The organism is Palleniella muris (assembly GCF_004792655.1).
Lineage (GTDB): Bacteria > Bacteroidota > Bacteroidia > Bacteroidales > Bacteroidaceae > Prevotella > Prevotella muris_A.
This window is the reverse complement of record NZ_SRZC01000013.1, coordinates 92563-101345: the sequence shown is the minus strand read 5'-3', so window position 1 is coordinate 101345 and position 8783 is coordinate 92563. Positions and strand designations below refer to the sequence as shown.

The window sequence follows — 8783 nt, the reverse complement described above, 5'->3', positions numbered from 1 at the left end:
TCCATTCCATGGAGCTTATGCTGCCGTTGTAGCACGGGTTCGCTCCCGAGGCATAATTCAGCTTCTCAGTCAACGCATTGCCTGTGATTGCTGTTGCCCAGCCATGAAGGTCATAGGCATATGAAGCACTGTGCGCGCCTGCGCCTTGCTCCATTCTGCTGATGCGTCCAAGGTTGTCATATTCATATGATGCGATTCGCTGTGCCTTTGAACTGTTGCCATCTGTAACAGTCAAGTCTGCATGGAGAATCTTTCCGCTTTGTCCATCATACATGTTGACAAGTTCTGTCCGATACTTATGTGCAGAGGCGGTGCCAAACTCTTTTATCACAGTTTGTGATGCATGCCTTACTGTATTTATGAATGTATAGTCGGTGTGTGTTGAAGTATATATATTGTCCGAAGAGATGCTCCGTGACGCAATCACATTTCCACGTATGTCATAGAAAAAAGCTGTCAGCGTACAATTACCTTCAGAGTCGACTACGAACTGTCCTGTCTTTCGTCCTTTACCGTAGTCTATGCCTAATCCTTCTAAAATCGGAGTCTGGATTAGTTTCTGTTGCAGGCTGTCCACTGGAAGGTTTCTCAATGCTCCACAGTAATTGACGAAGTCATAGTTGTCATAATAGTTGGCAAGTTCCGCCTTCGGGCTATTGTAGTTATAAGGATGTGCTATGGTGTATCCTCCGAAATCTTTTGTTTTGTCATGTGCCGCCGTTACATCCAGCATTGCGAGGTTGTCACCAGGGTGTGCCACTCCTGAGCATCGTCCCTGTACGGCAAGCCTTCCGAATCTGTCATAGACATAAAATTCATGCCGTGGATATGATGATTCACCCATTCTGCCATCCTGCATGGCTATCAGGCGGCCATGGCTGTCATACAGATATTTTGTCGGTTCGCAGCCCGGCAAGATTTTCTTGACAACATTTCCTTGGTCATCATATCTGTATTCATAGGCGTAAAGAGCCTTCTTCTCCTCGGCTTGGTATTGTGGGGTGAGGACATAGCGCAGCTGTCCAAGGACATTGTATACAAAGTATGTGTCATTGTCCCCGTTGCGCCGTTCAAGAATCTTGCGCCCTTCAAAGTCAGAGAACACTTCCACGGTGTGTCCGTCAGCATCTGTTGTTTTTACCGCTGCAAGTGCATTTGGAGGATAATACCCATCTTTAACAAGTGAAATTTTATCACATGGGGCATCATATCTCTTTACAGAGTTGGCAGCATTCGTCAGATATTCGTATGCCACACCTTTGTTTCCGGAATGCCATGCTTCACCGGGCATCATTTCTTTTACAGGGCGGTCTAAGATGTCATAAGTTTTGAGTGAGTAAGCGTAGTTATCAGAATAAGTAGACTGTCCCAAAGATTCAAGAGAGGAAGAAGGGACAAAATCATGTGTCATGCCACTGACCACCGGCAGCCATGCCTTTCTTTCCCGTCCGCGGTCATCATATTCCGTATATGCCGCTGCATAATAGCCTGATGTGTTTAGTCCGTTAACGACTGTCTCAACAGGTCTGTTCAGACCATCATAATAAGCCATTTCCGTCTTTTTGTTGTTTCCTGTTTCATCAAGCATTGTCTCTGTCATGATATAGTTGCAGTTGCCACTTTCATTGTAGTGGTAACGTTCTGTGGCAAACTCCAGTGTCGTCCCTAAAGTGGAGAATCTCTTGTCCGCCAATCTGCCCTTTGCATCATATCCATAATGGAGCTTGAGGCCATTTGGCATTATCTCTGATGTGACACCTATTTGCGGGGCATACTCGAAGTTGCGCACTTGCGCATCTGCCCATGTCTCAAAGTCGTTTGTTGAATGGTAACAATCGTCAATCAGTTCTAATGTTGGATACTCATGGTTATATCACCATGCGAAGCTATGTCTCTGACCGTCTTTTGTCTGCATTCTAACAATCCTCCCATGGTCGTAGTCGTCTATGACCCAGTTGGGAATTGTGTAATGGGATGCTCTTGTACCGTTGTATTGTGTGAAATTCGAATTGATTGTTGATGGTTTGTAGGTGTATGACGACTTGGGGTAATAAGAGTTCCCGAATTTTGCATATTCCGTAAGGACAGATTGCGCGACATTGCCTCCTCGGCAGATTGTCTGCTCAACAGGATAGTCAATCATGTAAGCGTCTTTCATCTCCCTATATGGAGGCGCATTGATGTCAGAAGGATAGACAATTTTTGTTGTGACTGTTCTTCCGCTGTCATCCGTCATTGTCTCAGAACTCAGCAGATTGTCTTGGGTGTACGTATATTTATATCTGACAGTGCTATATGTATGTCCTCCACCTTTATAAAAATGTGTAGTGACATCTTTATTCGTCAGCATGGAGTTCCCTGCTGCAAGCCAATATATTGAGTAGTAGTAAAATTCTTTCCGCGTTCCAGCGAGAGAGCCCCAGGTCACAATTGTGTCCATACCAGTTTCCCTTCTCACCTCCATGCCAGAAATTTGTTTCATTTCTTTTGTTGTATATGAGTAGTCTTCTTCTTTGAGGATTCTGCCATTCTTGTCATAGTATTTTTTGCTTTCCAACTGTCCACGTCTGAAGAATGCGCCATTATACCCCATGTAATCAGAGTTATTGTCAATATTCTGAATATTGGCGTTAGCCCATGTATTGTAAACACATCCATTAACCACTTGATATGCACAGTCGGTAGTGGTGGAACCTATGAAATGAGCGAACCCGCTATACATATCGTAATCGTTCTCACTATACAAGTCCGAGTAATTAGTGTCTTCAAGCATAGTGTGGTTGTATTCAACATACCCATCATCAAATATTTCACGCACTTGTGGATACATTACACTATTTCCTTGCGCGACACAAGATGTATTTACAGCATTTGGGCATAGTTGCAGATAAGTGTCAATAGAATTCTGACGTTGTAAAGGGTCATTTTTCTGGCCACGTTCCTCGTAGAATCTGCGCTTTAAGAAATGAGGATGTCTTGGCACATCTCCCTCGGAATATTCAAATGACCTTGTAGATGTTGTTTCTCCATAACAGGATATTATCTGTTTTATGCGCAATCCGCCACCATAGCAGCTCATGGAGTCAGGCCGTCCATATTGGTTTTTGAATCTGTCAACTGTAGAATAATGGTTCGGCTCATAGATGAATTTCTCGTACCCTCCTGATGGATAGGTGATTTGTTTTAATGAATATGCATGGATGTATGAAGGATTTGCATCAACATTGCGCCCTTTATTGTAACTGACGATTAGATTCTCATTAGTTTTTATCGCATTCCCTAATTTCCGATAAAGGCAGAACTCCACATCCTTAAAGTTTGGATATGACATCATGGAGTCGTTTGCCTCTTTCTGTGAAGGCATAGCGTTGCAATATCCCCAAGCGTCTTTACCAGAGAAAGCGTTGCGGTGGGGCATTGTTGGCTCACCTTCAGCATCGCCATAGTAACTGAACTTATAGACTCTTGGCTCTTCATATGTTGAGCCGTACTCCTTCAAGCTCACAAGTTTAAGCCGCTTGTCATGGGCAGAGCAGTAAGAGGATTTTGTATTGGCTATGAAATAGTCATAAATGAATTCCCAGCGTTTTATACGATTACCCTGAGCATTGTATACGTTTATCTGTGATAGTCTTACCGGTGGTTCTGATGAAAGAGGGGTTGGAATATCCTCACGACTCTTAATGTGGGCAAACTCAACAGTAGTCCCATTGCTTGCTTTTATCTTGGTTATTTTTTGTGTCAAATGATTGTAAGTGTTTTCGTGAAAGAAGAATGCCCCCGGACCGCCAAGCTTGTTGGTGCCACCAAGGTTCACTCTTCTTTCCCACACTTTCTTGCCATCAAATCCATATGCCAGATTGGACATCACTTTGATTCTATCATATTCGCCAGAGCGAGTATAGCTCAGTTGAATGGAATCCATAGAGTCAAAACTGACAAACTTTGATGGATTGTAAGCTGATGATATATTATTCTGCCCAGTGTGCCCAGTTACCCAAGTGCTTTCTTTTGTATTGAATGTATATCTGTTGCCCTTGTTATCTGTAGCTGAGAAGGAGTCATCGATTTGAGAATAAGCAAACTTGACTCTTTTGTCACCAGCAAAGTTATACCATTTACGCGAATTACCATCATAAATAATTTGTCCATTATGACCTAAGAAATTATATGAGACAATGTCCGGCTGATAATCCTTGCAACACGTTTCATAGGCTTCACGTAAAATTTTCGTGCCTATTCCATAGAAATGTTCATCGTCGATATCTCCGTGTGAAGGCAATGTGTCATTTCTCACCACATTGATGTCATGATGACCTACCGTTGTTATCCCGATGACTCCACCGGCGTTCAGGCTCCATCCCAGGCCTACCCATGAGGCTGTGTCGTCAACCTTGATTCCTCCCGCATGATAAGTCAGGGTTATTGGCAGTTCAAGCGAGCCGCATTTGATAGTGTATAATGGTATCGATATGCTCGGAATGCCTGTCGCATAACTTACAGGAGTCTCTCCATAACGGCATAAGGCTTGTACAGTAGGAGACGGAGGGATTATTTGAGGAGTTTGCGCTTCTGTGTTTTCAGTTGCGGAAGCTGTCTGCGCTTTAAGCATGATGATGCTGTCCTGTCTTATGGAATCACAAATGTTCTCTTCCGCAATTGCCATAAGAAATGGGTATGTTGCCAGTATGACAAGTGCAATTAGTTTGATTCTCATAGCGTTATTGGTTTAAGGTTGTTTTGTTGGATGACCGTTGCCTATTGAATTCTATATCAATATCAAGTATCTTATGGTTGCTGCCTTGTGTGCAGTCTTGTGCATCCTCTATCTTCTGTCAGCTCTTTTTCATAGGCGATGGGGCTATTAGGTTTCGGTTACAAAGTTACGTTTTAATTTCGGAAATCGTGAAGAAAATCCTATTTTTTTGTTTTTAGAATGTAAAAAAATAGGAAAACAGTTACTTCGTATAAACTGCTTTTTATAGTCAAACAAAATTGATTTGCGAAAACACTCATGCCTTATTGTCAACACTTTGCACGGCAGTTACTGTAGAACATGGAAATTATACAAAAACGTAGTCATCGGGTAATCGGAAAACCATGAGCAATGCGCTTGCATATTTTCGCAAATCTATTCTGTCTTACTATAACAACTACTTATCGCATACATTGCAGTATTTGCTCTGAGCAAACTTCTTCTTCATGGCTTCAAGGCTGAACTCGCATCCGCAGTAAAGTTGGTTGTAGAAGCCGATTTCTTTCAATAACCGGTTTCTGCGCTCCTGCAATCCGCCTTTGCGCCAATTGTGAGTGTCAAAGATTACTTTCCCTTTTTCTGTTTCTGCAGCATGGTTCACCTGTTCGGCTGCCCACAGTCCGGCTTCGTTTATCTGGTCAAGACTCTTCCAGCGGCTTGAAGCAAGGGTGGTGGTGAATGTCCCAATTCCTTCTTTCTTGGCGATTTGTGCAGCACGTAGTAAACGAATCTTGAAACATTTCAGGCATCGCCCTCCGCGTTCAGGCTCGTCCTCTAATCCATGGACAGCATCGAGCCACTCCCTATGGTATTGTTCCCAGCCTTTCCATTCCGGGAGGTGGTCGTCGTCAATCACTCTGAGCCCGAGTTCTTCGGCGTACCGGGTCAGTTCGTTTTTGCGTATCATGTATTCCTCTTCCGGGTAGATGTTCGGGTTGCAGTAGTAAAGAGTGGGGTGCACATCGTGCTGCATCATCCATTCGAGGATGGCTGATGAACATGGGGCGCAGCAGCAGTGGAGAAGTGTTTCTGTCATTGTTTGCTTTTTGTTGATAATCAGTCTTTTATGAAGGTGTGTTTTGTGGTGTTGCGAAAGGTTACCTTTTGGGTGGTAAAAAGTAATCTTTTGGCATGTAAACCGTTACCTTTTGCATGCTGAAAGGTAACCTTTCGCTTCACAATGGATTGAAGAGTGGGGGATGTTTGGTGGAATGATGGTCTTGATACCGGCAGAGCCCGTTAGTCAAACACCTTAAATATGTTATATGTTATGTCGTTGTCATATATATCCTCTTTCTCATATTTCTTTACCCGGCGTACTACAATTATTGTCAGCGGAAGCACGACTATCTCGTAGCCTGTCTTCAACAGGACTTGGTAGCACATCAGCCATGGCAGCTCTTCTGTAGGAATCACTCCGTAGAATGCCAGCGGAAAAAATATCAGTGAGTCAACACTTTCACCAAAAACTGTACTGAGAATGGCGCGCAGTGAGAAATTGCGCCCTTGGTTCCATATCTTCATCTTGGACATGACATAGGCGTTGACAAACGAGCCGCAGATGAATGCCGCAAATGAAGCCGCTGCGATGCGTGGAGCAAGACCGAAGATAGCATGAAACCCTTCTTCACCAGTCCAGTAGTCTGCACCGGGAAGCCAGTCGCATAACGCTCCTGCGGACACGAAGAAGAAATTCATGAGGAATCCCAGCCATATCAGGATGCGTGCCTTGCGATAGCCCCAAACCTCACAAACCACATCATTGATGATGTAGCTGATTGGGAAAATGATAAGGCCTCCCGTCTGGCTGTGGTTGAAAAACTGTATCTGCTTTGTCTCGAAAAGGTTGGATGCGATGAGGCATACAGTGAAGAGCATGCTGAAAAGCATAAAGAGCAGGCTCACCTGTGAATTGTTTTTTTTCATGTTCTTGTTTTTATTTAAATGGGGTTACCAAGCACCCATTCCACAAAGTTGCTTGCAAAGTTACGTCTTTTATTTCAATTTGCGCAATTTATTTCGTAAAAAATATTAATAAGATTGACAAAAATCATTTTTTATTTGTAAATTTGCAGTGTATTATTCGCCTTTTTGGGCTTTGTCCTTTCCAAGGTGGATTGTAAGAACGTGTTTTTCAGGCACACCATAAAAAATGCATTATCCAACATATAATATATGAAACACATAAGAAACTTCTGTATCATAGCCCATATCGACCACGGTAAAAGTACACTGGCAGACCGTCTGCTGGAGTATACAAAGACAATCGAGGTGACGCAAGGGCAGATGTTGGATGATATGGATTTGGAGCAGGAACGTGGCATAACAATCAAGAGCCATGCCATACAGATGGAGTATGGGTATGAGAACGAGCACCCTGACTTTGAGAAAGGACAGTATGTCCTCAACCTGATAGACACTCCGGGGCATGTCGATTTCTCTTACGAAGTGAGCCGTTCGATAGCTGCCTGTGAGGGTGCATTGCTTGTCGTGGATGCTACACAAGGCGTTCAGGCACAGACTATCTCAAACCTGTACATGGCTATTGAGCAGGATTTGGAGATTATCCCTGTCATAAACAAGATTGACATGCCGTCAGCGATGCCTGACGAGGTCGAGGATGAAATCATAGAGCTGATAGGATGCAAGAGGGAGGATATACTCCGTGCATCAGGAAAGACAGGGGAAGGCGTGAAAGATGTGCTTGACGCTGTCGTGGAGCGTGTGCCGGCACCGGAAGGTGATAAGGACGCGCCACTGCAGGCCTTGATTTTTGATTCTGTGTTCAACTCTTTCCGTGGAATTATCGCTTATTTCAAGATAGAGAACGGTTCTATAAAGAAAGGTGATAAGGTGAAATTCTTCAATACCGGCATGGAATATGTGGCCGACGAGGTCGGAGTGTTGAAGATGAACATGATGCCTAAAAAGCAGCTCTCGACGGGCGAGGTAGGTTATATTATAAGCGGTATAAAGAACGCAAAGGAAGTGCAGGTGGGTGACACTATCACTCACATAGACAATCCTTGCAGTAAGGCAATCTCCGGTTTCCAGGAAGTGAAGTCAATGGTCTTTGCCGGTGTCTATCCGATAGACCCTTCTGATTATGAGAATCTTCGCGCTTCACTTGAGAAACTGCAGCTTAACGATGCATCATTGACATTCATGCCGGAGTCATCCGTTGCCCTTGGCTTCGGATTCCGTTGTGGATTCCTCGGACTTCTCCACATGGAGATTGTGCAGGAACGCCTTGACCGTGAGTTCAATATGGATGTTATTACTACTGTGCCGAACGTGTCGTACATGGTTTATGACAAGCATGGCGAGCAGAAAGAGGTGCATAACCCTTCAGGGCTTCCGGACTTGATGTCGATTGACCACATAGAGGAACCTTATATATATGCGACAATCATTACAGATACCGCTTATATCGGTCCTATTATGACGCTCTGTCTTGACAAGCGTGGCGAACTCATAAAGCAGGAATACATTTCCGGCAATCGTGTAGAGATTCATTTCCATCTCCCATTGGGTGAGATAGTTATTGATTTCTATGACAAACTGAAGTCTATCTCGAAGGGATATGCTTCGTTTGATTACCACATTGATGGATTCAGACATTCCAAGCTTGCCAAGTTGGACATACTGCTGAATGGCGAGAGCGTTGATGCTCTTTCTGCTTTGACACATGTGGACAATGCCGTGGGATTGGGAAGGCGTATGTGTGAAAAGCTGAAAGAACTGATTCCGCGTCAGCAGTTTGACATCGCCATTCAGGCTGCCATTGGCGCAAAGATTGTGGCACGCGAGACCATAAAGTGTGTCAGGAAAGATGTTACGGCAAAGTGCTATGGCGGAGATGTCTCTCGAAAGCGCAAACTGCTGGAGAAGCAGAAGAAAGGAAAGAAACGCATGAAGCAGATTGGTAATGTGGAGGTGCCACAGAAGGCTTTCCTCGCAGTATTGAAGCTTGATTGATAGAATTCTGGCACTGTTGGCAGAATGAGGATGGCTGTAACAGCTTTGT

At 44.0% G+C, this 8783-nt stretch carries 5 protein-coding genes; 1 reads left to right on the top strand and 4 read right to left on the bottom strand.

Going from position 1 to position 8783, the window contains the following annotated elements; genetic code table 11:
* The 4 genes from E5358_RS09115 to E5358_RS09100 all read right to left on the bottom strand — a co-directional run.
* The coding region (locus E5358_RS09115; protein WP_277821235.1) for a DUF6443 domain-containing protein at positions 1-1741 on the bottom strand (1741 nt) is incomplete at its 3' end.
* 132 nt (positions 1742-1873) lie between these two features.
* Positions 1874-4717 carry a hypothetical protein gene (locus E5358_RS09110; RefSeq protein WP_135939880.1) on the bottom strand — a complete coding sequence of 948 codons (2844 nt, stop codon included), beginning with the start codon at positions 4715-4717 and terminating at the stop codon, positions 1874-1876.
* Positions 4718-5153: 436 nt separating this feature from the next.
* On the bottom strand, positions 5154-5792 hold the full coding sequence (locus tag E5358_RS09105; protein ID WP_135939879.1) for an epoxyqueuosine reductase QueH: 639 nt from the start codon (positions 5790-5792) through the stop codon (positions 5154-5156).
* Between the two features lie 203 nt (positions 5793-5995).
* Positions 5996-6682: a queuosine precursor transporter gene (locus tag E5358_RS09100; protein WP_135939878.1), complete on the bottom strand. Its 687-nt coding sequence runs from the start codon at positions 6680-6682 to the stop codon at positions 5996-5998.
* Positions 6683-6931: 249 nt separating this feature from the next.
* Between E5358_RS09100 and lepA the strand changes: the two genes are divergently transcribed.
* The gene (lepA, locus tag E5358_RS09095) at positions 6932-8734 is read left to right on the top strand and encodes a translation elongation factor 4 (RefSeq protein WP_135939877.1); all 1803 of its coding nucleotides are present in this window, start codon (positions 6932-6934) and stop codon (positions 8732-8734) included.
* Positions 8735-8783: the final 49 nt, after the last annotated feature.